15 protein-coding genes and 1 tRNA gene are annotated in these 23,335 nt (G+C 60.4%); 15 read left to right on the forward strand and 1 reads right to left on the reverse strand.

The genetic code is table 11. From position 1 onward, the window contains the following. The first annotated feature begins 43 nt into the window (after window positions 1-43). From ispH to DyAD56_RS14870, 12 genes are all read left to right on the forward strand, one after another. Complete coding sequence (gene ispH / locus DyAD56_RS14815) at window positions 44-1,003, forward strand: 4-hydroxy-3-methylbut-2-enyl diphosphate reductase (RefSeq protein ID WP_102303545.1); 960 nt, start codon at window positions 44-46, stop codon at window positions 1,001-1,003. A 52-nt stretch (window positions 1,004-1,055) separates the two neighbouring features. Continuing rightward, window positions 1,056-1,131 (forward strand) — tRNA-Thr (locus DyAD56_RS14820). Window positions 1,132-1,629: 498 nt separating this feature from the next. Then, window positions 1,630-3,261: a ShlB/FhaC/HecB family hemolysin secretion/activation protein gene (locus tag DyAD56_RS14825; protein ID WP_102303546.1), complete on the forward strand. Its 1,632-nt coding sequence runs from the start codon at window positions 1,630-1,632 to the stop codon at window positions 3,259-3,261. A 57-nt stretch (window positions 3,262-3,318) separates the two neighbouring features. Then, window positions 3,319-12,786, forward strand: coding sequence for a filamentous hemagglutinin N-terminal domain-containing protein (locus DyAD56_RS14830; protein WP_102303547.1), 9,468 nt, complete (start codon window positions 3,319-3,321; stop codon window positions 12,784-12,786). A 59-nt stretch (window positions 12,787-12,845) separates the two neighbouring features. Next, entirely contained in the window at window positions 12,846-13,961 is a 1,116-nt protein-coding gene (locus tag DyAD56_RS14835) for a deaminase domain-containing protein (protein WP_146010521.1), read from the forward strand. Window positions 13,962-14,380: 419 nt separating this feature from the next. Continuing rightward, window positions 14,381-14,866, forward strand: coding sequence for a hypothetical protein (locus DyAD56_RS14845; protein ID WP_146010522.1), 486 nt, complete (start codon window positions 14,381-14,383; stop codon window positions 14,864-14,866). A gap of 45 nt (window positions 14,867-14,911) precedes the next feature. Further along, window positions 14,912-15,421: an Imm42 family immunity protein gene (locus tag DyAD56_RS14850; RefSeq protein WP_102303551.1), complete on the forward strand. Its 510-nt coding sequence runs from the start codon at window positions 14,912-14,914 to the stop codon at window positions 15,419-15,421. A 40-nt stretch (window positions 15,422-15,461) separates the two neighbouring features. Further along, complete coding sequence (locus tag DyAD56_RS14855; RefSeq protein ID WP_146010523.1) at window positions 15,462-15,761, forward strand: hypothetical protein; 300 nt, start codon at window positions 15,462-15,464, stop codon at window positions 15,759-15,761. Window positions 15,762-15,930: 169 nt separating this feature from the next. Next, the gene (locus DyAD56_RS14860; RefSeq protein WP_102303553.1) at window positions 15,931-16,305 is read left to right on the forward strand and encodes a hypothetical protein; all 375 of its coding nucleotides are present in this window, start codon (window positions 15,931-15,933) and stop codon (window positions 16,303-16,305) included. Window positions 16,306-16,449: 144 nt separating this feature from the next. Then, window positions 16,450-16,863: a hypothetical protein gene (locus DyAD56_RS14865; RefSeq protein WP_199178985.1), complete on the forward strand. Its 414-nt coding sequence runs from the start codon at window positions 16,450-16,452 to the stop codon at window positions 16,861-16,863. Between the two features lie 49 nt (window positions 16,864-16,912). Then, on the forward strand, window positions 16,913-17,479 hold the full coding sequence (locus tag DyAD56_RS23630) for a hypothetical protein (protein ID WP_146010524.1): 567 nt from the start codon (window positions 16,913-16,915) through the stop codon (window positions 17,477-17,479). Between the two features lie 165 nt (window positions 17,480-17,644). Next, window positions 17,645-18,427: a hypothetical protein gene (locus tag DyAD56_RS14870; protein WP_102303555.1), complete on the forward strand. Its 783-nt coding sequence runs from the start codon at window positions 17,645-17,647 to the stop codon at window positions 18,425-18,427. Window positions 18,428-18,924: 497 nt separating this feature from the next. Here DyAD56_RS14870 and DyAD56_RS14875 read toward each other — a convergent pair whose 3' ends face one another. Continuing rightward, a complete protein-coding gene (locus DyAD56_RS14875) occupies window positions 18,925-20,595 on the reverse strand; it encodes a WG repeat-containing protein (protein ID WP_102303556.1) in 1,671 nt (556 codons plus the stop codon). 634 nt (window positions 20,596-21,229) lie between these two features. Here DyAD56_RS14875 and DyAD56_RS14880 point away from each other — a divergent pair. The 3 genes from DyAD56_RS14880 to DyAD56_RS14890 are packed head-to-tail and all read left to right on the forward strand — an operon-like array spanning window position 21,230 to window position 23,309. Beyond that, window positions 21,230-21,823, forward strand: coding sequence for a GspH/FimT family pseudopilin (locus tag DyAD56_RS14880; protein ID WP_102303557.1), 594 nt, complete (start codon window positions 21,230-21,232; stop codon window positions 21,821-21,823). Beyond that, window positions 21,820-22,305, forward strand: a complete 486-nt coding sequence (pilV, locus tag DyAD56_RS14885; protein ID WP_102303558.1) for a type IV pilus modification protein PilV — start codon at window positions 21,820-21,822, stop codon at window positions 22,303-22,305. Before DyAD56_RS14880 ends, pilV begins: the two co-directional genes overlap by 4 nt. Beyond that, entirely contained in the window at window positions 22,302-23,309 is a 1,008-nt protein-coding gene (locus DyAD56_RS14890) for a PilW family protein (RefSeq protein WP_102303559.1), read from the forward strand. The genes pilV and DyAD56_RS14890 overlap by 4 nt, the downstream gene beginning before the upstream one ends. The last annotated feature ends 26 nt before the right edge of the window (window positions 23,310-23,335 follow it).

Here is a 23,335-nt window from a genome sequence, read left to right on the forward strand (position 1 = left end):
ATAATCCGGCCCTGTCAGTCGACCCGATAGATCCGGAGCATCCGTGGACATTCTGCTCGCCAATCCCCGTGGCTTCTGCGCTGGCGTAGATCGCGCAATCGCCATCGTCGAGCGTGCGCTCGAATCCTACGGCGCCCCCATCTACGTGCGGCACGAAGTGGTGCACAACCGCTACGTGGTCGACAAGCTGCGCAACGACGGCGCCGTGTTTGTGGAAGAGCTGCATGAGGTGCCTGATGGCGCTACGGTGATCTTCAGCGCCCATGGCGTCTCCAAGGCTGTGCGTGAAGAAGCCGAGCAGCGTGGCCTGAAAGTATTCGACGCCACCTGTCCGCTGGTGACCAAGGTGCATATGGAAGTGGCGCGCCTGGGTCGTACTGGCCGTAGCGTGGTGCTGATCGGCCATGCCGGCCATCCCGAAGTGGAAGGCACCATGGGGCAGTGGAACCCCGCCAATCAGGGCGAGATCCTGCTGGTCGAATCGGTGGAAGACGTCGCCGCGCTGGCGCCCAAGTTCCCACACCAGCTGTCCTACGTCACGCAGACCACACTGTCGGTGGACGACACCAAGGCGATTATCGAAGCGCTGCGGACCACGTTCACCGACATCGAAAGTCCGCGCAAAGACGACATTTGCTACGCCACGCAGAACCGCCAAGACGCCGTGCGCCGCCTCGCGAGTGCCGTCGACTTGATGCTGGTGGTCGGCTCAGTCAATAGCTCCAACTCCAACCGTTTGCGCGAACTGGCGGAGAAGGAGGGCGTCCGCGCCTTCCTCATCGACGGTGCCGAACACATCGAGCGCAGCTGGCTGGATGGCGTTACTCGCATCGGCCTCACCGCCGGTGCCTCTGCGCCGGAGAAGCTGGTGCGCGACGTCATTGCACGCCTGCAATCGTGGGGCGCCGGCGCCGTGCGCGAACTCGACGGCGAGCCTGAGACGATTACCTTCGCGCTACCCAAAGAGTTGCGACTCGCGGGTGGCGTCTCGGCGAGTATCTGACCGGCAACGTCTTGCGCGGTTTCGATCCGCTACGTAGAATTGGCGGTTCAATGCCGGAATAGCTCAGTTGGTAGAGCGGCGCATTCGTAATGCGTAGGTCGTAGGTTCGATTCCTATTTCCGGCACCAGCAAAATCAAAGGCTTGCGTAGGTTTTTGCCTCGCAGGCCTTTTTTGTGCCCGCGTTTTCCACGCGCACTGTAGTCCTTGAGCTCGCCTTGCGCGAATGGGCTTCCGTCAGCTCCTTCTTCGTAAGAACATATCTAAAGTTCTTGCGAATACTGCCGAAGAGCGGATGTGGCTTTTCAGCTTTGTCCCATACAGGGGGACTGCGCGCCCTTAGCCTTTTCGTCGCTGCCAGGCCTATTGATCGGACTTCCATCGCCTGGAACGGCCATCGCCTGGAACGGCCGATGAGCCAGGTGGCGCCGGATTCACGTGACCACGCTACATGTGGCCGCGCGGGTGCTTGCACGCCCCTTCAATGGTCTGGATAGGTAGCGATGTTGTCGCTGCTTGTTCGTATCTGCAGTGAAAGGAAAGGGTTGTGCTTCAAGGACGAAAGAGGGCGCCGGTGTGGCGTCCATGGCTGACATGCGTGGGTTTGTGCTTGCCGATGGCATCCGTCATGGCGCAAGTGGCCGATACGGCGACACAGGAAATCCTGCGTCAGCAGGAACGCGAGCGCGCATTGCGCGAACAACAGGCATCGCGCCCCGACGTGCGTTTGCCCGCGCCAGAGCAGACCGTCGAGGATCGCATTCCCTCCGACGAAACGCCGTGCTTCGCGATCCAGCACATTCGCCTGGATGGCGATGACGCATCGCAGTTCGATTGGGCGCTGAAAGCGGCAGACACGTCGCACGATCCCGCTACCGGTCGATGTCTGGGCACGCAGGGCATCAACGTCGTGATGAAGCGCATCCAAAATGCCATCGTCGCTCGCGGCTACGTCACCACGCGCGTGCTAGCGAAACCGCAGGATTTGCACGGCGGCGTGTTGACCCTCACCGTCGTTCCGGGTCGCATTCGCGCCATCCGGTTTGCACCGGGTGTGGATGCGCGCGCCACCTCATGGCGCGATGCGTTGCCCGCGCGCCCCGGTGACTTGCTCAACCTGCGCGACATCGAACAGGCACTGGAAAACTTCAAGCGCGTTCCCACCGCGGATGCCGACATCAAGATTGCTCCCGCCGATGGTGATGCCCAGGCGGGCGAAAGCGATCTGGTGATCGAGTGGAAGCAATCGTCGCCCATGCGGCTGACGTTCTCGCTCGACGACTCAGGTAGCCAAGCGACCGGAAAACTCCAGGGCAGCGCCACGTTGTCGCTGGACAACCTGCTGACGTGGAACGACCTGTTCTACGCCAATCTGGGACAGGACGTGTTGGACGGCAACCGCAAGGGCACGCATAGCTACACCGTGCACTACGACGTGCCCTACGGCTACTGGCAACTGGGCGCCACCGCCAGCAGTTACACCTATCAACAGACCGTTGCCGGCTACGAGCAGAACTACGTCTACAGCGGCACCAGCCACAACGCCGATGTGCGGCTGAGCCGTCTGCTTTATCGCAACGCCACACTCAAATGGGGTGCGTATGTGCGAGCGTGGGAACGCGATTCCAACAACTTCGTCGACGACACCGAAGTGCTCGTGCAGCGTCGTCGCCAGGGTGGTTGGGAAGCTGGTTTCACCTATAAGCAGTTCATCGGCGCAACCACGCTGGATGCCAATGCTGCCTATCGCCGTGGCACCGGCGCCTTCAATGCCTTGCATGCGCCGGAGGAGGCCTTCAATGACGGCACCTCGCGCACCAAGCTCATCACGGTCGATGCAACCCTCACCGCACCATTCCAGCTCGGCAACCAACGCTTCCGTTACATCGGTAGCTGGCGTGCGCAATGGAATAAGACCCCGTTGGTGCCGCAGGACCGCTTCGCCATCGGCGGCCGCTACACGGTCCGCGGTTTCGACGGCGAGCTGTCGCTCACCGGTGATCGCGGCTGGCTGTTCCGCAATGACCTGGGCTGGAGCGTCGGCAGGGTAGAGCTGTACCTGGGCGCGGATGTCGGCCATGTGAGTGGCCCGCCGACGCAATGGGAGCTCGGCCAGACATTGGCCGGTGGCGTGCTCGGCCTGCGCGGCGGTTGGCACGGCTGGGCGTGGGATGCCTTTGTCGGCGCACCCATCAGCAAGCCGCACGGTTTCCAGACCGACAACCCCACCACCGGTTTCACCCTCAGCTGGTCGTACTAAGCCAGCGGCGCGGATGTGCGCGCCTTGTGTCGTTTGTTTGCCTGACAGGGAAAGTCCATGAACAAGCATCTGTATCGCATCGTCTTCAACCACGCGCTAGGTGTATTCCAGGTCGTATCGGAGTTGGTTCGCCGGCCGGGACGAGGCGCATCACGGAGCGACGGTGTCGTGGCGGCAAACGTGCGTCCTGTCAGCCTGGGTCTGTGGGTTGCCTTCGGCTGGATCGGCCTTGCCTCCGTTGCGAGCGCACAGATCGCAGGCGACGCGCAGGCGCCGGGCAACCAACGCCCCACCGTCATGGCCGCGCCCAACAACGCGCCGTTGATCAACATCCAGACACCCAGTGCTGCGGGCGTATCGCGCAACACCTATAACCGCTTCGATGTCGGCAACGAAGGTGCCGTGCTCAACAACTCGCGCACCAATACGCAGACGCAGTTGGCGGGCACGGTGTCCGGTAATCCCTGGCTCGCCACTGGCACGGCGAAGGTGATTCTCAATGAAGTCACCGGACCCCATCCCAGCCAGTTGAACGGCTATATCGAGGTGGCCGGCGATCGCGCGCAGGTGGTCATTGCCAACCCCTCCGGCATCGCGTGCGATGGTTGCGGCTTTATCAACGCCAACCGCGTGACTCTGACCACCGGTGTGCCCGTACTCAATGGCGGCTCACTGGATGGCTACCGCGTTACTAGCGGAACCATCCAGATCAACGGCAAGGGCATGGACGCCAGCCGTGCCGACTACGCCGACATTATTGCTCGCGCCGTGCAGGTCAATGGCGGCATCTGGTCTCCACAGTTGCAGATCACCACCGGCGCCAATCAAGTAAGCGTGGATCAGTCGCAGATCAGCGCCACCAGTGCCGACGGCAACAAGCCCGCTTTTGCGCTGGACGTCAGCGCGTTGGGCGGCATGTACGCCAATAAAATTGCCCTGCTCGGCACCGAACACGGCCTGGGCGTACGCAATGCAGGCACCATCGGCGCACAGGCTGGCGAATTGATCGTGACCGTCGACGGTCGGCTGGAGAACACCGGCTCGCTGCAATCGCAGGCCAATACGCAGATCGCCGCCAGTGGCGGCGTCGCCAACGCAGGCACCATCAGTGCCGCGCGCGAACTGACCGTCGCCACGCCGGGTGACGTCGACAACAGCCAGGGCACCTTGAATGCCATGCGTATCGCCGTCGACGCGGCATCCCTGCGCAATGCTGGCGGCAGCATCGCGCAGACCGGTTCGCAGGGTATGGCACTTAACGCTGGGGTGCTGTCCAACCGTAACGGCGGTCGCATTGGTGTGACCGAGGCTGGTACTGGAACAGGTTCCGGCGGATCGACCGATACGCCAGCTAATGGCACCGGCACTGCTGGCAGTGGTAATGGCAGCACGAGCGAAACGCCTTCGAGTGGCAACAACACCCCTAGTGTTGTGCTGCCTGTTCCGCTGGCCGATGGCGCACTCCACATTGCGGGGTTACTCGACAATGACGGCGGCCGCATCAGCGCCGCCGCTGGGTTCGATCTCAATACATCGAGCGGTCTTGCCAACGACGGCGGTCAGCTGGCGCTGCACGCGTTGACGTTGACCGGTGGCGATCTGAGCAACCACGGCGGCACGCTCGTCATCGATGGTGCGTCCACCGTCCACGCCAATCAGGTGTCCAATGATGGCGGTCAACTTTCCTTCGCCAAGGCCGTGGCCTTCGACGCGCAGAGTCTGTCGAATCGAAGTGGTTCGCTCACGCTTGCCGATGCTTCGCCGATGACGCTGACGGTAGCCGGCACGCTCGACAACACCGACGGCACGCTTGCCACCAATGCAAAGGAGTTCACGCTCAACAGCGGCGCACTGATCAATGCGCACGAGCTATCGTCCAACGGGGGCGTGATCAACCACACGGGCACGGGCGGCTTCACCTTGCTCACGGGCGACTGGCAAGGCGCCAACGGCACGGTGGTGACCGCAGGCACGGCCAACGTGACGGCCGGCCGTATTGACCATCGTGGCGCCACGCTGAGTGCTACGCAGCTGACCCTTCACGCCACCGACCTCGACAATCGTGGTGGCGTCATCGTGGTGTCCGATGCCGCGCCCAACACCTTGCTTGTGGCGGGCACGCTAGATAATGGCGAGCGGGGCATCATCCAGACACAAGGCGATCTGACGATCACGGCCGCTACCTTGGGCAATGCCGGCGGCATCGTGTCCCAGGTTGGGGCCGGTGCACTCTCCATCCAGGCCGCGGCGGTCCAAGGGCAGGGCGGCACGCTGGCCAGCAAGGGCGACCTGACATTGGTGGGTGGTGCCATCGATCTGCGTGGTGGCAACACTTACGCGCAACGCATCGATGCCAACGCCGACACGCTCACCACGGCCGGTGGCACGTTCACCAGCCTCGGCAACGCGTCCCAAGAGGGGACTAGCTTCGCATCGCCGATGAACCTCACGGTGCGTGGGTTGCTGGACAACACCGGCGGCGCGATTAGTTCCAACGGTGCATTGCAGCTCAACGCAGACGCGCTCGCCAATACCGACGGCCACGTCATCGCCGCTGGTGTCGACGCGTCTAACATCACGGTCGCCAACGTGCTGGACAACACGCGCGGCGAGCTCGCCACGATGGGCGCCACCACCGTTCGGGGCGGAATCATCCTCAACCAGGGTGGCACCCTGCAGACCGGTGGCGGCGCAACCCTGACCGTTACAGCCAGCGGCCTGCTCGACAACAGCCAGCACGGCACGCTCACCAGTAATGGCGACCTCACCCTTGCTGCGTCCACGTTCGACAACACACTCGGCGCCATCTCACACGCAGGCAATGGCACGCTGACCGTACAGGCCTCCAGCCTCCACGGGCAGGGCGGCAGCATAGGCAGCAATGGCAGCCTCGTGATGAAGGGGGGCGTGCTTGATCTGCGCGGCGGCGTCACCCAGGCGCAAGCCCTCAGCGTCGATGCCGAATCGCTCAATCTTGCTCAGGGCAAGCTCACCATCCTGGGTGGTTCCTCCCAAGAGGGGACTAGCTTTGCGTCGCCGCTACGCTTCAACGTGCGCGGCCTGATGGACAACACCGGTGGTGAGGTAACCACCAATGGCGCGTTGCAGCTCAACGCTGGATCGCTTGCCAACGTTGGCGGCAAGTTCGTCGTCATCGGTACCGACGCCACGGTCATCGCCATCGACAACGTGTTCGACAACACGCGTGGCGAGCTGACGACGATGGGGGCCACTACGGTTCACGGCAACACCATCGTCAACCAAGCCGGCACCATTCAAGTGGGTGGTGATTCCGCATTGACCGTCACTGCAGATGGCCTACTCGACAACAGCGCCAAAGGCACACTTACCTCCACGGGTGATTTGCACGTCACGGCGACAACGCTCGACAACACAACGGGTGCCATCCAGCACGCCGGTCAGGGCATGGCCGCCATCACCGCCAACACCCTCAATGGACAAGGCGGCACCATCGCGAGCAACGGTGCGCTTACGCTCACTGGCGGCGCTATCAATCTGAGCAGCGGCACCACTCAGGCACGGGCCATTACTGTTGAGGCAGACTCCCTCAACACCACGGCTGGAGCCACGCTGCAAGCGCTGGGCACCGATCCACTGACACTGCATGTGCGCAACACGCTGGATAACAGCGGCGGCAAGATCATCACCAACGGCGCACTTGCGTTCAGCGCGGGCTCTCTACTCAATCGGAGCGGTACGCTCGCAGCGGCGGGCATGGGCGCCTCCGATCTGCGTGTGAACGGCATCTTCGACAACAGCGGTGGCCTGTTCGCAATCACCGGCACCACCACGGTACACGCAGGCTCACTCGACAACACGGCCGGTACCGTGCAGGCCGCCGCCAGCGACGTGCTGACGCTCACCACCGATGGTGCGCTGACCAACGATCAGGGCAGGCTGGTCACCAACGGTGCGCTATCTCTCGCATCCGGCAGCGTCAGCAATCACCGTGGCACCCTCCAGGCCCAGCAAGGCATCAACGCAAACGTCACCGGCACGCTGGACAACAACAGCGGCACCCTGGTCGCTGGTGGCAACCTGGATGTACAAGCTCAGTCGCTGCTCAATCACGGCGTTCTTTCGCTTGACACGTCGAGCCCTGCCGTGGGCCTCTACGGCCAGCGCGTCACACTCCGCGCCGACAACCTGGACAATACGCAGGGCCACGTGCAGGCCGCCGGCGATCTGACCATTACCGGAGCCACACTCAACAACACCGGTGGCGTGCTCGACGGCACCGGCACGGTCAGCGTCAGTGCCGACACCGTCGACAATACGAGCGGCCAGCTGATCCAGCATGGGGATAGCGGCGCGTTGACCATCCAGGCGAATCAGGCGCTGACCAACAAGGCCGGTGGCCTCGTCGGCGCGGAAGGCACGGCTAACCTCAGCGCAGGCAGCATCGACAACAGTGGCGGCACCCTCTTTGCGCAGCACAATCTCAGCGTGGGCAGCACCGGTGCCTTGCTCAATCGTGATGGTGGTCAGGTGCAGACCCATGGTGCACTCACGCTCAACGCCCGTGGCACCCTGGACAACAGTGGTGGCCATATCGACGCCACAGGTGTCGCCAATCTGAGTGCCGGCACCATCAGCAATGCTGGCGGCCAGATCCTTGCAGGCAACAGCAGCAACCCCAATGCAGGCCTCAACGTAACGTCCGCCAGCAGCATCGACAACCGTGGCGGTACCATCGGCAATCGTGTCGGCGACGTCACGCTGAGTACAACGCGCCTCGACAATAGTGCGGGTGGCACCCTGGTTGCGCTGCGTGATCTGGCCCTTGGCAGTGTCGGTACGCTCAACAACGCAGGCGGCACGACCTACGCAACGCGCGACCTCCGCTATCAGAACGGCAACGCCACCTTGGATAACACCGGCGGTACGTTCGGTGCGGGCGGTACGGCGTGGCTTACGCTGGGCACGCTCACCAACACGTCGGGCCATGTGCAGGCCGATACGCTCTGGCTCACCACACCGGTGCTAAACAACGGCGGCGGTGCCATCAGCGCCAATGCCTTGCATGCCACGCTGACTACGTTGAATGGACTGGGCACTCTGCGCGGCGCCAACTCGCTGGACGCCCATATCCTGGGTGACTACACCCTGGCCGCCGGACAACAACTGCAAAGCGACGGCACACTGTCCCTCGCCGTCGATGGCACCCTGACCAACCAGGGCACCTTGCAGACGCAAGGTACGTTGAACGTCACCGCCGCCAACCTGATCAACCAGGGCACCATCAACGCTAGCAACGGCAACGGCTCTGCCAGCGCCACTGTGTCGGCAGGCGGTCAGATCGACAACCGCGCCGGCGCCTCCATCGAAGGCGACACGCTTACACTCAACGCCTCCGACGTCACCAACACCAGTAGTCGGGGCATCACCGGTGACGTGGTGCGCATCAACGCCAACACCCTGACCAACGGGCGCGACCTGGGTACGGGTGATGCTGCCGTGGCCTACGGTGAAGGCTTCATCGGCGCGTCGCAGAAGCTCGACCTCCGCATTGCCCAGCGCCTGGCCAACCTCGACGGCGACATCTACAGCGGTGGTGATCTCACCATCGCCGGTCGCGCGGATGGCGCCCGCGTAGCCACGCTGGATAACGTCTCCGGCCGTATCCAGGCGGAGGGCAATGGCAGCATCGCTGCCGACGCCATCAACAACCGCCGCCGTGTTGTGGAAACCGCGCAGTACACGCTCAGTGCGGATGAGCAGTATGCGCTCAGCTCTGAACGTGCCTACGACAACGCGCTGACACCTGCAGAAGTGCAGCGCATGTCGGATCTATACACGAAGAACAACGGCAGCAGCGGCCTTACCATCGCTGAGCGCCAAGAGCTGATTTCCTACGTCCATCGCCAGGGCTACGTACATGTGGATCAGGTGGATGACACCGCGCTGGCCGCCATGAATGTTGTGATCAATCAGGACGCCATCCAGAATCACGGCCACCAGGGGGCGTACATTGTCGTCGGTTCCGGCGGTAATCCCGGCGCGGAATTCAAGCAGATCGATACCTATCTCACCGGCACGCGCGTCACGCGCGCGAGCGCCGACAGCCAGATCCTCACCGGTGGGAATCTCGCTATCGATCTGGGTACACACCTGACCAATTTCGCCTCCACCATTGCCGCCACCGGTGACTTGAACATCAACGGCCAGCACGGCGACCCCACCGCCGATGCGCGTATCGAAAACATTGCCGTGCTCGGCCAATACACGTTGCAGCGCGAGACCGACATCTTGTCGCTCTCCGCATTGCCGGTCCACTACTGGGACAAGGGCGGCAAGACCGGTGAAACGCACGCGGATTTCTTCACCAACCTCGGCACCGAAAACATCACTGCTGCCGGCCCGGCACTGCTCGCCAGCACCATCACGGGCCGCCATGTGTCCATCAGTGGCCGTGACATTGCCAACACCGCCGTCGCCGTTGGCGGAGGCATCACCACCTGGAGCGGCGATGGCCTCAGTGGGCCGGCTAGCGTTTCGCTGGGCTCCACCTCGCGAGCGCAGGCCGGTGGCGCGGGTGGTGTCATTGGTGCGCAAGGGCAGGCCGTCGACGGCATCGGCAATGTTCACGGCGGCCAAGGCAACGGAGTAGGCAACGCAGGTACGGTAAGCGGCAGCGGCGCACAGGTGGTCGGCAGCGCCCAACAACCGCTACCCGGGCTCGTGGCGCCTTCCAGCGGCAAGTACACCCAGAACGGTGACCCTAGTGCGCCGTTCCTGGTCACCACCACGCCGCGCTTCGCGAAAGGGCCGGTGACCAGCTCCGACTATCTGCTGCGCGCCCTGGGGCAAGACCCCGATAACATCCATAAGCGCCTGGGTGATGGCTACCTCGAGCAGAACCTCGTGCTCGATCAACTACTGCAACTCACCGGACGCCGCACGCTCACGGGCGACGATGGCCTGGCCCAGTATCAAGCGCTGATGGACGGTGCGGCCGCGGAAGCTGCCCGCCAAGGCCTGCAGTTGGGCGCACCGCTCACCAGCGCGCAGATCAATGCACTGTCTTCCGACATCGTATGGCTGGTGGATCAAGTGGTGGATGGCCAGCATGTACTGGTGCCTGTGGTTTACCTCAGCAAGAACACGGCTGACCGCCTGCGTTCGGACGGTGCGCTGATCGCCGGCGACAACGTCGACATCAAAGCCAGTGGCACCGTACGCAACGACGGCACCATCACCGGCACGCAGAGCATGAACCTCAGCGCCGACACGCTGATCAATCGCGGCACCCTCAATGCGGGCGACCGGCTCGCCATTGCCACCCAGAACGACACCATCAACAACGGCGTGTTGAAGGCCAACTCGATAGGCATCGTGGCGGGTGGCAGCGTCGTCAACGCCCCCGTTTTCGATGGCCTTGCCGCTCACGGCGGCACCATCGCGGCCGGCACGGGGGGCGCGCAGATCATCGCCGCCAACGACGTGATCAATCAGGGCAAGATCAGTAGCGCGGGTAGTGCCGCCATCGTCGCTGGCCGCGACTACGTACAGAACGCCGCAACCTCCACCGTCGGCTCACACGCGCCAGCCGGCAGCCTGAGTGCCGGCGGCAATGCCACCGTCATCGCCGGGCGGGATGCGATCTTTGATCAGAGCACCGTGAACGCGGGCCAGGTTGCCGTTATTAATGCTGGGCGCGATGCCCACTTCACCGCAGCCACAGTCAGCGGTGGCACGGGTGTGGGCGTCGTCGCCGGTCGCGACATCATCAGCGACACCGTCACCAGCAGCACCACAACGGCCTCGTTCGACAAGCAAGGCAAGACCGTCACCAAAACCGAAACCACCGAAACCACCACCAAGGGCAGCACGTTCCAATCCGGTGGCAGCATCAGCATGCAGGCGGGGCGTGATCTTGATCTCACCGCGGCCACCGTCGACGCGGGTGGTGCAGTGGGCTTGAGTGCCGGCCGCGATATCAACCTCGGCGCCGCCCAGAACACCCATGCCGAAACCCAAAATATCAGCAGCAAGCATGGCAGCACCCGCACCGACACGCACAGCGCGGTGGAAGACACCGCGATGGTCGGCACCACCATCAGTGGCAAGCAAGGCGTGGTGATGTCTGCTGGTCAGGACATCAACGCGCTCGCTGCGAACATCGCCAGCAGCGATGGTGCGGTCGTGCTTCATGCCGATCGGGACATAAACCTGCTCGTAGGTCAGAACACCCATAGCGAAACAGTTGATACGCAAACCACCAAGAAAGGTTTCTTGAACAAGAAAGAAACCACCACGCACGATGCGACCTATGACGCCACTGCCGTCGGCACCACCATCAGCGGCAAGAGCGGCATAGCGCTGGACGCAGGCCACAACGTGCTCGGCATCGGCACCACGCTTGAAAGCAGTGCGGGTGGTATCGCCATCACGGCGGGCAACCAGGTGGCCTTCCTTGCGGCTTCAGATACGCACAGTACCGAGCACAGCGAAAAAGTCCGTCGCTCCGGCGTCGAATGGGTGCCCAACCCCAAACAGGGCACACAGAAGAAAACCACGACGACAGAACAGATCACTGCCGTCGGCAGCACGCTTGATGCGGCTGGCCCCATCGTGGTGGTGAGCGGTGGCGATCAAACCTGGCAGGCCGCGAACATCAAGAGCGACACCGGTACCGCACTGGTCAGCGGCCGCGCCATCAACTTCGTCACCGCCACCAACAGCGACACCTACCAGCGCGACTCCAGCAAACACAACGTGGCCTATCAGGCGCAGGACCATCGCCTGCGTGTGGATACCACGGAGCAACAGACGTCCATCACCGGCCCGGTGACCATGGCGGCGGCCAATGGCATCAACGTAGCCATCGGTCAGCGCGCCGGAGAAACTCAGGCCGAGGCCATCGCACGATCTGCCGAGGCCAATCCATCGTCGGCATGGATCTATGCTTTGCAAGACAATCCCCGTGTCACGTGGCAAAGCGTCGATGAAAAACACATCGATGAGCATCAACACCAGGAGGGCGTGACGAAGGCAGCGGCGACAGTCATCACGGTGGTGGTGAGCTACTTCACGGCAGGCGCGGCGAGCTCATGGATCGGCGGTACGCTGGGCTCCAGCGGAGGCACTTTCGCAGCCGCCACCGCCACCACCTCAGCCGGCATGGGCAATGCAATCCTCACCGGTGCGGTCACAGGAGCCGCCGCAGGTGGTGCCAGTGCGGGTGCCCAGGGTTACAACGTCGGCCAAGGCATGTGGCAAGGCCTCTATACAGGGGCTGTCAGCGGCGGCCTGTTTCATGCTGCGGGTCAAATAACGACGGCTAAGGCCGCTGGTGGCTGGGCAGATGCTACTTATAAAGCCGGTAGCTTGGAGAAAGTAGCTGCGCATATGGCAGCGGGCGGCATCAACAGCGGCCTCATGGGTGGCAACGTGTGGAACGGCGTGCTCAGCGGTGGTTTCTCTGAATGGAGTAGTCCGTATGTCGACAAAATGGGGGGTACGTGGGCCCAAACGATGGGGCATGCGGGACGGGTGCGATAGCGTCCTGGCTTTCGGGTGGTGATGTGGGCCAAGGGGCGCTGAACGGCGCGGCGGGGTACTTGTTCAACCGCATGATGTCGCCTCAGGAAAACGCTGCCGTTGAAAAGCTGAGCGCAGACGGGATGGACCGCACCAAGGCTCAAGCCGTGGCTTGCAACGAAACGAAATGTTGGAGTGGTAGCGACCTTGGTGTGATGAGTGGTTACACCAAAGACCAGATGGATGCTGTCCTGCAAACGATGAGCCCTGAGGAGTATCAAGGCACGCTAGCGCAACTGAAACAGACGGCGCCAGGGCAGTTCAACTACTCCTTGATCGACGGGTTCCATGACGGATGGACGGACAACGGCATAGGCGCGCGACTGGCAGGGACGCTGCAATGGCTTGGTGGTGGCATACAAGCAGGTGGTGCGCTGGCTTCCATGCCGCTCGCTTGTACCACCGGTATCGCGTGCGGCACAGCTATCTACCTGTGGACTAGCGGCTGGGACAATGCCTTTGCAGGCGCTTATGCCATGAATAATGGCGTTCCGGCTTATACCTGGGGCGGTCAGGCACTTCAGCATGCAGGGCTGTCGCCAGGGACTGCGGAGTTGGTGTACGGCGGTACGCAGCTTGCCCCCATGGCATTGGAGGCGTACGCGACGAACAGAGCAGTCAATGCCTGGATTCAAGCAAATGCCGATACACGCGCATACAACTCGGCCTATACGAGTACGCAAAATGCGTTGACTCAGCAGGTTAGCGACCTGCGAGCATTGTTACCCGGCAGGATGCAGGGCAGTGGAAATATGGGGGTCGCGCAGATTGACATTACCGGTGTCCAGTCCACGATGGCCGCATATAGTGGTTTGAATGATGTAACGGCCACCCAGCAGGCATCTGGCTTAGTAGGCAAAGTTGCAGAGACTTTCACCAGCTCAACCGTGCCTCTCGCGAACGGCTACCCGTTACTCCGTGACGTGGATTCTGAGGCTAAGATTCTGAACAACGTAGCGTTGCAGTTGGGAGAAAATACATCGGCGCGGGGAACGATAAATCTGCTTACCGAAAGAGCGCCATGCGACAGCTGCTCCAGTGTAATTCAGCAATTTCAGGCGAAGTATCCAAATATAAAGGTAAATGTGTACGATAACGGCGGAAAGATTATTTCACCCGCGAATAGAGGTAATTAGGCGATGGAAGGTAATGGGGTGGGTGCGTCTTATTCCACGATTAAGGATTGGGTGCTTCAGTGCTACTTCGATGGCTGTCGAGACCTGGCCCTAAAAGAAGGTAGAAGTCATGCCGAGGTTTTGGGCTATGTGACTTATCAGTTCGAAAACTCGTTCGAAACTCCCGCTGAAAACGTTATGTGCTGGCTTGCGCAGATAGTCTTATCTGGAGGTTGGTATCCGGAGGCAGAGACATACATGCGACAGCAGATCGCCAGTCAACTAGATACTCACGGTGTCGAAGGTCTCCTGTCGTACACCTCAATTGAGGATAGAGAAATAATGCGCCATGACCTTAGTTTGCTCAATTTTATCTAGCCCGAAGAGTGCAGGAGGTGAACCGGGCACTGTCCTCCGAGTAAGTATCTCCGAGCCAATTCATGGAAAGTAATGCACTCATGCTCGATGTTTTGAGGGGGTTGCAGGCCCTGCCACCTCTGACGCCTTTGCTCAGCGATATCCTTGACGCAGGATTTGTTATTAAGGATGGCTGCTACTTCGTAGCAGCGCTCATGCCAGATTCCACGAACGTCAGTCTATCAAGCTTCCCCGATCGCACCGGCTACGAGTGTTTTATAAATTCGATACATGTTGAGGATTACGACGACAAAAACCCCGTGGGTCAGGCCATTCAATCGATAATGCATATGTTTGACTCATGGCGTTTTTTCAATTCAAAGCACACGCTGGTTGCGATTATCAGCGTCGATGATCTTAGTGTTGTCGTCAAATTTCATGTAAAACGATCAGCAGAGCGTTGGCTTGGAGTGGACTTCAGTGCTTACGCAGATCCCGTGATGTCAATTGATTCTTCAGAGCCGATGGATGCATCGACGATCGTTGGAGTTGTAACGGGAGCGAAGTGAGGGTATTCCATTAGGCTCTTTTCGAGTCGCTAGGATTCTAGACTGATGCTCTTTGGTGAGAAGAAGGAATTTGCCGTAGAGGTGTCCCTCAACGGGGATTACGGTGGCGCTTGGCTCTTTGGAAGGATTTGCTTTTGGATCGGTGGAGCGCAAATTGGCGCCTATCAGCTTGGAACATCACTGCGCGACCTGATCCCAGATCTGCGGCGGATCGTCATGGACGCGGGGCACAGGTCGATCAATACCTCCATGAGCGACGAGGAGGTGATCGATCACATCAAGCGACTAAGCGACGAAGCACCTGAAGATCAGGAGGATTTCGGAAAGCAGCTTGGTGTTGAGATGCCGGCTCAGCTCCTTATACGCATGGGAGTAGACGTGTTTGATTCTTGGACTATTTATCTCTTTGATCGACGAAACTATTCCAGGATCACTTATTGGAAGAGCGACTCCGCGCGCGATAGCATCCATCAAACGCTTCCTCGTGGATACTTTGACTCCGTAATTCGAGAGGTTTTTTTGCACATCGACTCCCTCTACGAAAAGGAAACCTGAGTTGGTCAGCTCGCGGAAAGCTGGTAACACGGTAAGAGACATGAATCCCCATGATTTCCTGAGTGAGCAATTCGACCAGGCTGGTATCGTGCCGGCGGATATGAAAATTCTTCGCTATAGCGAAGCTGTTTTTGGTGACTTTGTGGCCGAAGTGTCCACCGATGTAGGTCTGCTGAGAGTAGAGCGAGAGAGGGGGCAGTGCTTCGTCGATTTCTTTGATGGGAAGAGTGGGGCCTTCACTCGAGGCGATATCAAGTGGCCGCATCTGCTGCTGACTTTCAACAAAGGGACTTGGGAGCTAAGCGACCTACTTAAGGTCATCGCGGGACACACCTGCTAACCGGGTGGTCCCGTAGCAAGGGAGGCCTCGCTCTATCTACGCTGTCCTAAAGTTTCTGCTGCCATCGCCGACTACGACTGTGATGTTGCCGCCCGCTTCCTTCGGTAAGAAGGGCTTGCGTGTTCACGACGCTTCAGTCTCCAATATTTGATAAAGAAGGTAGTAAAGGATGATTTACAAGAACGGATTTCTCGCTGTTGCTTCAATGGTGCTTCTGGCTGGTTGTAGCACTCAGGCAGCGCAAGCAGGTAAGTCGGCCAAGAGCTGCGCGGAACGCTTGCAGTTCGCGCAGAAGGCGAATGATTTCGCGTCGCGAAATTTCATCAAGAACTATTCGAGCGATCTGAAGGGCGCTGAAGCTCAGCTTTTCCTGATTCAGGAGAAAGGGCCTGGGAGCTTCTCCGCTAACTACAACGTCGCTGAGCGTGACTATGCGGATAACCTGCAGGCAGCGAACGCCGCAGGGTGCGATACGGCCGCGTACCCTCTATCGCCAATCGCCGAGTTCAAGCAGCAACTGGGCCGGTTGAAGGCAGCGCAGTAAGGAGTCATGGCCAGGGTCGGTGTGATTCATTGACCTTCGCCTTATCAGTTCGATGGCGATGTTCGGCTATCGCCATCCGCACCCATTCATCATAACGGGCATCCCATACCGGTCATGTCCGTTTGCGCTATGCAAGGACGCACCGTGAAGAAGACATCTATCGTTTTGCTAGGCCTGCTCGCCTCTGTGGCGCATGCGGCTGAGCCAAAGTGCTCAAGCCAGACGCTCAATGAACATACCGGCGAACTTTGCGTGACCGGTGCGCCATTTCAGCATGACTATTACGCGCTCAAGGTCGATCGCGCGCTGATCTTCGTGCTACCCGATGACTACGTTGAGGATGTCGCGCTTACGCACTCGGTGCCCGTGGATGCGGGGGTAGAGTTTCCCCTGTCGGTTCAGGGGTCGCCAACTGTGAAGATCAGTGGTGGATGCACACCCATAAGCGAGCCGCAGCAGATGGGCAGCAAGACTGTCCATGTCGAGGTCGGCCGTACCTGCTCGTTCACATGGGGCAGCGTCGACATACTGAAGGGTTTGAAGGTCACCAGCGAATGATGTTTTCGCGCGTTCCGTTTCTTTCAACTCTCTCTCTTTGGTGATCTCCATGATTCGTTTCGCTTCACCTGCAGTCAGCGCGATGGCTGCGATCATTGTCACTCTTCCGCTTGCTTTACTCTCGTCGTGTACGACGGTAATGCCAACGGCAAGACAACCGGTCGACGGGCCGCGTGCAAGAGTGCGTCTCGCCTCTTTCGCAGACGAACTCACCGTCGAGGTTGTGCAGCCCGACGGAAAGAAAGGGACGCTGTACACGCGCAGTGGCTTTTACCCAGGGAAGTCTGATCTCGATATGCCGAAAGGCTCTTCCGGCTGGCCTGGTCATAATGAGTACTACGTCGTAGGAAACCAGATGGTTTTGGCACATTCGGAGATCACGCGCGTGCCTTCTGGTGTATCAGTGGTCGCGTCACATTGCGAAGTGTCTGGTCGAATTTGGCTAGATTCCGGCAAGGACTACGAGATTGGTGTGGTTACCGGTCAGGGGCAAAAGGGTTGGGATATGACCAGCTGCTTCATTACTGCGACGGAACTCATTGCTTCACCCAACGGCGAGACCACCATGAAGCCCGTCCCCGTTCTTCCCGTACTGGCTCCGCCGCGGCGAGGTTGAATACCTGCCTATTGATGTGTCGCCGTGAGGCACATCAGGAGTGATCAGACTGGGAAACACAGGTCAGAGTGGACTTTTGGTAGGTCGTGCGGCAGCGCGCTAGAGAAGTGCACTCTGACCTCTGTTTTTTGCCCTTGTAGCGCTCACCTGGCGAGGCGTGATCGTATGACCCATCTGTTGATACATGGCGGCGAAAAGCGGGCTCTGTTCCGTATCTCTGTGCGCACGAGGATCGTTATCGCACTTCTGGTCGGCCTGATCACCCCTGGGTATGGCTGGGCGGGTGAGATCTATCGCCTGCATGTCGATATGGACGGGGATGGAAAGCCGGAAACGGTTCAAGTGCTGACGCTTCCTGCCCCGCAGGATTGGCGTTCGCGGGTCATCGTGAAAGTCGGTGCGGCGACGTACTCCACGGAGTTCTTTTCTATCGACTCGGACCTTCCTGACATCCAGGTGGTTTGGATAGATCGTGGACGTAGGCAACGACAACTTCTTATCGATGCGCCAGAAGCGGGCACGTGCACCTATCACTTGTTGCCCTTCGATGGGCACAGACTTATTCCGCTCCTGAAATTCTCATCCGGTCCGGACTGCAAGGCCCCCCAGGCATTGGGCGATGGGCAGGTCAGCGTCTCGACGTGGCAGGGTTTCTGGTCGAAAGAGGATAGATATCGGCTGAGTAATGATGGAAAAGTGCTCACCCAAGAGCGGAGCTCCACCTATGCCGTCGGGGTCGCTGGCGCAGCGAGCAGGTCATTTTTGTTGCAAGGCGCGGAGTGCGCAGCTAGCTGGGTTCAACCAGGGACTTATGTCAAGGTAAAGCTCTACGAACCCGATAGCGATAGATATCGTTTGGAAACCATCGCGGGCGGTTGTGGATGGATCTCCTCTGCTGACATGAGTGGGATGGACTCACCGATCAGGGAGCTGCCATGGGCCGGTTAACTTCATGCGGCCGCGTGGCGTTAGGTTTGTTCTAGCTGCTGAGTTCGTTCGTGATGCTGTAGGGCTATTCCGGCCTACTTGCACCGTAGCCCATACTTCAGAGCGATCTGATTGATGTAGCGAGCGCTGCGGGGTGACACTCCAACCGTCAGATCCGCTGCATGCACATCCATTGGTCCGACGTGATGTCGTTGCTGTGCTGCGGTTCCCCCTGTTAAAAAGCCTTGGTTTTTCACCTTTCCGAGGCGCCGCCCGCTGAATCTGACGAACCGACCCTGCCTTGTGCAGGGTTTTTTCTTTGGTGAGCGGTTGGCAAGCCTGCCTCGTGTCTTAAGGAAGGTTGGAGTTTGTATAGGTCGGCGTGTTGTGAGATGGCGGCTGCGTGTGGGCTGGCCGCCATGAAGAGGCGCACACGCTTGCCGATCTTGGCGGGCTTAAAAAAACAGGGCCCGAAGGCCCTGCTTGCATACTTTCTCTGATGTGCCCCTGCGCAGCGTTTAGCCGTCCGTCGTAGCCTGCGCCGGGTCCTTTGCATCGGCGGTCGGGCAGTAGGGCTTGGGGTCAGCCGGCCAGATCACCTTGCCGTTACCGTCCACCAGTTGTTCAGCACCACATTGGGTGTGCTTGATGGTGAACAGCGTCTTGCCCTGCAGGTCGTAGGCGGCGCGCAGCATGTGTACGGCATCGTCGCCGGTGCCGTCGAGGTCGTAGCCGAGGATCACCGCGTCGTCCTTGTCGATGCTGATGTCCTGCCATTCGGGGGCGATCAGCTGTTTGCCGTCGAGATCTAGCAACGCGACGTGGGCGTTCTCCAGGCCATCGCGTGCGCGCAGGTAATGGCCGCTGTCGTCGAGTTGGATGTCGGTGAAATGTTCCGGCTTCAGCAGCACCTTGCCGGTGGCATCCATCAGGCCCACGGCGGGTGTGGCGTCGTTCTGGCCGAGCATGGCCACGTTGACCATCGGTGCATCGGCGCCGCTGAACACGAAGCGCTCTGGCGTGAGCATGCCGAGTTGCTTGTAGGTAGTGGGGATCAGCTCGCGACCCTGGTTGAGGTCGTAGATGCCGTACGTGTACGAGAAGGTCGACACCTCCTTGAACACCGATGCATAGCCCGGCACGTGGTCGAGCATGCCCAGCATGGAGCGGCCCGCTTCGCCCGCGTAGTCATACGTGGGCTGCACGAGCCAGACGCCGGTGCGATCGATCACGCCGTACTTCTTGGTGGCGCCGTCAGCGCCTTCGTTGGTCTTGGCCAGTGCCCCCTTTTTGCCGAACGGCATGCAATCGCCAAAACGCGGCTCGATCACTACCTTGCCGGTGTAATCCATATAGCCGCAGGGGCCGTCGTTCTTTTCGCGGAAGCTCACCAAGCCTTCGCTGGGCGTGCCGAGCAAGTCGTACTTGAGCGGGATGGTCAGCGTGCCGCTGGCATCGACCAGACCCTTGTACCTGTGGTCGGGCGAGGTCACCACCATGTGCCCGTCCTGCATTTCGTCCATGTCGGCGTAGCTCACTTGCTTTTGCGTGCCGTCCTTAAGGCTGATGGCCCACTGCTGCTCGCCGCGCTCGCCAATGACCCAGCCGCCGCGCTTGGCGAAATCCTGGCGCACGATCAGCGTGTCGTAGAGGGCATCAGTAAGTTGCTTGCCGTGGGCATCGAGGATGCCGTTCTTGCCGTTGAGCTCGTAGCCGATGTATTGGCCATCGCCACCAAGGAACAGATCATCGAAGCGCGCAGGCTGCACTTCGCTGCCGTGGAAATCCATGATGCCCATCTTGCCGTCGGCGCCGAAGCCGAAGTAGCCGGGCGATAGCTGGTAGATGTCTTTGCCCAGCGTCTTGAGCGGGGTCTTGGTTTTTGTATCGAGCAACTGCCACTGCTCGCCTTTCTGCAGCAGCATGGTGTCCTTCATGAGGAACGACGCATAGGTGTCGTACTGGCTGTTTTCGAATGGAACGAGCAGCGACGCGTTTTGGTCAATCACCGCGCAGTGGCCGTTGACGCAGATGGTGCTGTTGAAAGGCTGCGGCGGCGGTGTTTTCTGCTCTTGCGCCTGTGCCTGCTGGGCGTCGCCAGTGAGCTTGTCGCCCGAACCGCAGGCGCCGAGCAATAGGGCGGAAAGGGTGGTGGCGAGCAACGCGGGGGATACGCGGGGACGATTCATGTCGATGAGCTCCTTAGGGTAAATCTGCACAACGTGGTGTGTGTGCACGTGTGTTCCGAGAACCGGTTATTCCCTCGCGCGGTGACGCGTGCGGCGATGGAAGGGACGACGGCGCGTGCACGGCGACAAATGATCGGGTGGGGTGTCGTGCAGGTTGTAGTGATAGTAGCCAATTGCCTAGGCGGAATCAGTGCGTGGCGGGCACTGTCCTGCTGGAGCTGATGCCTGGGATTCGGAAGCGCCATGGCTTCACCGATCACGGGCTGTTGGTTTGGGGGATGGTGGGCTGCAACTGCCTGAATTACGTAAATTATTGCGACTGCAGCATCTTCCCGTCGTGGGGCTGTCCTTCCGCCTTCGAGACCCTGACTTGCTGTTTTCATCGAACGGAAGGGTCGCGCGGGAAGGAAGAAAAAGTACGTGAAAACAAGGGCTGGAGACTCGTGCTCCGATCGGAGGGCCAGGTCGCCACCTGAGCCGGAGGGCCCCGGCTTCGTGATGGGTGTCACGATTCGCCTCGTTTTGTAGCGTAAGTCTTACCGTTTGTCCGAAAGAACCTACCGTTCGTCGGATCGGAAGTTTCTTAAAGCTGACGACGCTGTAAGTTCTTGCGCCCATAACAGGGGGCAAACGTATGAACAGGCCGCGCGGGCAGCAGGGGGGCAAGCTAGCTCCGGACAGGGGTGGGCGGGCCGCGGGATTCACGCTCGTCGAGATGGTGGTCACGCTGGTGATCGTTGCCGTGCTGTTTGCGCTCGCCGTGCCGAGCTTCCGCTCCATGGTGATTTCTAACCGGCTGACCACGGCGGCGAACGAAGTCATCGATGCGATCAACATCGCCCGCGTCGAAGCCATCAAGCGTAACGGCAATGTGCAGCTATGCAGCAGCACGGCGTCCCTGAATACGACTGACACCCTCGGCACCAAGTGCGCCACCAGCGCGGGTGCCGTGTATGGCGCTAGTGTCGGCAGTGACGGCGCTGCAGTGCTCGATCAGATACGTGGCCCGTTCATCGGCATCGCGTCGCCGCTGAAGATCTCCGGCGACTTCAATGCCCTGCGTTTCAATGGTCAGGGCATGGGCATGAAGGCGGGCAGCAGTGGCCCGTACAACGGTGCGGTGATCGACATCTGCACCAGCAGCCTGAGTGCCAATAACCACCGCAAGGTGACTCTCGTGGCGGGCTCGATTGCCCAGATCGAAGTGTCATCGGAGACCTGCACATGACGACCAACAAACGCGCTGCAAGGGCTATGGGCCGCAGGCAGAAGGGCGTGGGCCTGATCGAGGTGCTAGTTGCGGTGCTGATTCTGTCCGTTGCATTCCTGGGCATCGCCGCATTGCAGGCGATGTCACTGTCGGCCAACAACAGCTCCATGTCCAAAAGCATGGCGACGGTAGCGAGTTATTCGATCCTCGATGCCATGCGGGCCGATGTGGACAACGCCACGAAGGGCTCCTACAACACGTCCACGGTGTTGAAGGCCAGTGCTTGTCCTTCCGATGTGAGCACCCTTGCCGCGAGCCACCTGGCGCAATGGTGCGGCCAATTGGGCAACACGCTGGGTGTGGCCGAGACCACCACCGGCGCCATCAAGTGCGTGGGCAACGATTGCACCGTCACCATTTCGTTCATTGACGTACGTCCGGGTCCGGGTTCGGATTCAAAAACGAAACAACAGACCGTCGAGACCAGGGCGCTGCTATGAGCGGATACCGTTTTTCTGTTCCGCGCGGTCACGTGCGGCGGCTTGGCTGCGCACGCGGCTTCACCCTCGTCGAGCTGATGGTGGCCATGTTGCTGGGTGCGGTGGTGATTGCCGGCGTGATCAGCGTATTCCTGACCAATCAGCAGGTTTATCGCACCAATCGCGGACTCAGCGACGTGCAGGCCAGCGCACGCATCGCATTCGAGCTGATGGCGCGCGACATCCGTGCAGCGGGTTTGACTGGCTGTGGCAATAGCGCGCGCATCGCCAACGCGATCAATAGCGGCACGACCTATTGGTATACCAACTGGGGCACGCCGGTCATGGGCTACACCGCCAGCCAGAAGGACCCTGCCTCGGGCACTGGTGGCACGGAACGCACGACGAATACCGAATCGCTATCGCTGCTGGGTGTGGACGGCGTGGGTTACAGCGTCAAAGCCAATAGCGAACCTGCGGGTACGTTCACGCTCAATGAGTCCAGCACTCCCTTGAAGTCGGGCGACATCGCGATGGTCTGCGACCCGGACCATGCCGCCATCGTCCAGATGACCACCGTCAGCGGCAGCACGCTGACGCATGCCAAGTCGGGCACGCCGGGCAATTGCACGAATGACTTGAGCTATCCCACGGTGTGCAGTAGCGGCAGCAGCTACACCTTCAGCGCCAACGCCTTGGTAGCACGGCTCAGTGCGGTGGACTGGTACGTGGCAACGAGCGCTGGCGGCACATCGCTCTATCGCATGTCGCTGACTACGGATGACAAGGGCGCCACCATTCGCACGGATGAGATGGTGCGTAACGTCACCAGCTTGCAGTTCGGCTATCACCTTGCTGGGAGTGCGTCGTACCTCAGCGCCGATAAGGTGACCAATTGGGCCAACGTAGACGCCATCCAGATCAACCTGACCATGGTCAGCACGGACAGTCGGGCTGGCGTCGACAGCAAAGCCATCTCCCGCTCGTTTACCTCTACCACCACGTTGCGCAACCGGGTGAATTGATATGACGCATCCTTCCGTCGTGCGGG

It is taken from the genome of Dyella sp. AD56 (assembly GCF_002878475.1).
Taxonomy (GTDB): Bacteria; Pseudomonadota; Gammaproteobacteria; order Xanthomonadales; family Rhodanobacteraceae; genus Dyella.

Bases quoted from the DNA above. Each gene is read 5' to 3' on its own strand.
- DyAD56_RS14825 (WP_102303546.1), top strand. From the start codon at position 1,630: ATGGCGCAAGTGGCCGATACGGCGACACAGGAAATCCTGCGTCAGCAG.
- DyAD56_RS14830 (WP_102303547.1), top strand. From the start codon at position 3,319: ATGAACAAGCATCTGTATCGCATCGTCTTCAACCACGCGCTAGGTGTA.
- DyAD56_RS14845 (WP_146010522.1), top strand. From the start codon at position 14,381: ATGGAAAGTAATGCACTCATGCTCGATGTTTTGAGGGGGTTGCAGGCC.
- DyAD56_RS14850 (WP_102303551.1), top strand. From the start codon at position 14,912: ATGCTCTTTGGTGAGAAGAAGGAATTTGCCGTAGAGGTGTCCCTCAAC.
- DyAD56_RS14855 (WP_146010523.1), top strand. From the start codon at position 15,462: ATGAATCCCCATGATTTCCTGAGTGAGCAATTCGACCAGGCTGGTATC.
- DyAD56_RS14860 (WP_102303553.1), top strand. From the start codon at position 15,931: ATGATTTACAAGAACGGATTTCTCGCTGTTGCTTCAATGGTGCTTCTG.
- DyAD56_RS23630 (WP_146010524.1), top strand. From the start codon at position 16,913: ATGATTCGTTTCGCTTCACCTGCAGTCAGCGCGATGGCTGCGATCATT.
- DyAD56_RS14870 (WP_102303555.1), top strand. From the start codon at position 17,645: ATGACCCATCTGTTGATACATGGCGGCGAAAAGCGGGCTCTGTTCCGT.
- DyAD56_RS14875 (WP_102303556.1), bottom strand. From the start codon at position 20,595: ATGAATCGTCCCCGCGTATCCCCCGCGTTGCTCGCCACCACCCTTTCC.
- DyAD56_RS14880 (WP_102303557.1), top strand. From the start codon at position 21,230: ATGAACAGGCCGCGCGGGCAGCAGGGGGGCAAGCTAGCTCCGGACAGG.
- pilV (WP_102303558.1), top strand. From the start codon at position 21,820: ATGACGACCAACAAACGCGCTGCAAGGGCTATGGGCCGCAGGCAGAAG.
- DyAD56_RS14890 (WP_102303559.1), top strand. From the start codon at position 22,302: ATGAGCGGATACCGTTTTTCTGTTCCGCGCGGTCACGTGCGGCGGCTT.